This window comes from Acinetobacter sp. GFQ9D191M, from assembly GCF_011174875.1.
Lineage (GTDB): Bacteria > Pseudomonadota > Gammaproteobacteria > Pseudomonadales > Moraxellaceae > Acinetobacter.
Map to the genome: position 1 here is coordinate 1 of NZ_JAALGV010000006.1, position 2035 is coordinate 2035.

At 37.6% G+C, this 2035-nt stretch carries 3 protein-coding genes; 2 read left to right on the forward strand and 1 reads right to left on the reverse strand.

Features of this window, described 5'->3' with window-relative positions; translation table 11 throughout:
- Positions 1–64 precede the first annotated feature (64 nt).
- Positions 65–766, forward strand: a complete 702-nt coding sequence (locus G5T77_RS01235) for an IS1 family transposase (RefSeq protein WP_154320143.1) — start codon at positions 65–67, stop codon at positions 764–766.
- Positions 767–825: 59 nt separating this feature from the next.
- Here the strand turns inward: G5T77_RS01235 and G5T77_RS01240 are convergent, their stop codons facing one another.
- Positions 826–1128, reverse strand: coding sequence for a hypothetical protein (locus tag G5T77_RS01240; RefSeq protein ID WP_163169824.1), 303 nt, complete (start codon positions 1126–1128; stop codon positions 826–828).
- Positions 1129–1339: 211 nt separating this feature from the next.
- Here G5T77_RS01240 and mobQ point away from each other — a divergent pair.
- The coding region (mobQ, locus tag G5T77_RS01245) for a MobQ family relaxase (protein ID WP_166135813.1) at positions 1340–2035 on the forward strand (696 nt) is incomplete at its 3' end.

Sequence of the window (2035 nt, forward strand, 5' to 3'; positions counted from 1 at the left end):
TTTTTGGTGGTGTTTCAAAAAGTATGCTGAAAAAAAGCAGGTTGGATTTTGATAAAATAGAGAAATGCGAATAACTCTAGAAATCAAGTGTCCAGCCTGCCTAAGTGACAGTATAAAGAAAAATGGCACAAAAGTAGATGGTAAGCAAAATTACCAATGTAAAATATGCAGACGTCAATTTATTGGTGATCATGCTCTCAGTTATCAAGGCTGTCACTCAGGTATCAAAACCAAAATATTACACCTCATGGTGCGAGGCAGTGGTGTCAGGGATATAGCAGAAATTGAAAGAGTAAGTATCGGTAAAGTTCTACGGACACTTAGCCAATCAAAATATCAACTTCGAGCACAGCAAAGTCATTATGAAACCCTTGAAGTAGATGAGTTTTGGACTTTTGTTGGTCATAAGCAAAATAAACAATGGCTAATTTATGCCTATCATCGAGAAACAGGTGAAATTGTTGCTTATGTATGGGGTAACCGAGATTTAGCCACTGCAAAACGACTTAAATTAAAATTGAAGCAGTTAGGTGTAAGCTATACATGTATATCAAGTGACCATTGGGATAGCTTTGTTACGACCTTTAAAGAATGCAAACAGTTGATTGGTAAATTTTTCACTGTGGGTATAGAAGGCAATAATTGTCGATTACGGCATCGGATCAGGCGAGGCTTTAGGAGAAGCTGCAACTTCTCCAAAAAGCTTGAAAATCATTACAAAGCCTTTGATTTAGCGTTCTTTTATATCAATAATGGATTCGTTTAATGCCAGCATACTTTTTGAAACACCACCAAAAATTTAACATAAAATCTCTTATGCGAAATTTAGGTCTTATCCCAAATAAATCCATTAAAAAGATCTTTATCTTTCTGCTTATTTTCTTCGGTCTTATTTTCCGTATTTAAAAATTGCTCAAAATCGGCTAATTGCTGCTTAAACGATTCATCATTTTTTAATTTATTTAAAGCCCAAGCTCCCAGTAGAATTTTACGTCTCGTATCATCTTTTCTTTGTTGATCAGAAACTTTCTTTTTTTCACGTGCAATGGCAGCTTTTTTCTGTTCTTTTAGCTGTCTTAAGCGTTCTTCTTGCTTTGCAATTTTTTGCTCTAAATTATCAACACTCATACCATCACCGTATCAAGGAATCCCCCTCAAGCATAGGTCTGTTTGAATTGAAATTCAAGACAGCCCATGCTATCGTGGTTTTCCCGAAGGGCGCACTTAGCCATTGGATTTCATCCAATGGTGCGACAAGGGGTAAATCCCCTTTGTAATCCCCTGACCAACATATACATGTTGGTAATTTCGATAAATCGAAATAAAGAGCAAAAGCAAAATGGCGATATATCATTTTTCAGTTAAAACGATTAGTAGAGGTAATGGACGATCGGCCGTTGCTTGTGCTGCATATCGTTCAAGTGAAAAATTGGTATGCGATTTTTATGGAAAAGAACAAGACTACACAAGAAAAACTGGTGTCGAATTTACAAAAATCTATGCACCTGAAAATACAAATACTGAGTTACTCAAGCGCCAAACACTTTGGAATGAAGTCGAAAAGGTTGAACGTAGAAAAGATGCATTACTTGCAAGAGAGTTTGAGATTGCATTTCCCAGTGAGTTAAACGCTGAACAGCGTGAAAATATGCTCAATGAACTTTGCCGAAACCTCGTTAAAAAATACGGTGTCATCGTTGATGCTGCTATTCATGCACCTCATACAGACAGTGGAAGTGATGAACGCAACTACCATGCACACATCATGTTCACAACCCGAAGTATTAATGAGCAGGGTGGCTTTTCAGCAAAAAAATATAGGGACTTCAGTCGTGACAATGGCACAGAAACTGTAAGCCACTGGAGAGAATCATTTGCAGAGTTATGCAATCATCACCTGGAACAAAATGGATTTGATGAACGTGTCGATCACAGAAGTTATGAAGACCAGGAAAGTGACCTAGAAGCAACTCAGCACGAAGGTCCTCAAGCGACATACCTCCGGAGACGAGGGATATTTACAGAAATTAGTCTG

Coding starts and splice junctions, on each gene's coding strand:
- G5T77_RS01235 (WP_154320143.1), top strand. CDS start 65: ATGCGAATAACTCTAGAAATCAAGTGTCCAGCCTGCCTAAGTGACAGT.
- G5T77_RS01240 (WP_163169824.1), bottom strand. CDS start 1,128: ATGAGTGTTGATAATTTAGAGCAAAAAATTGCAAAGCAAGAAGAACGC.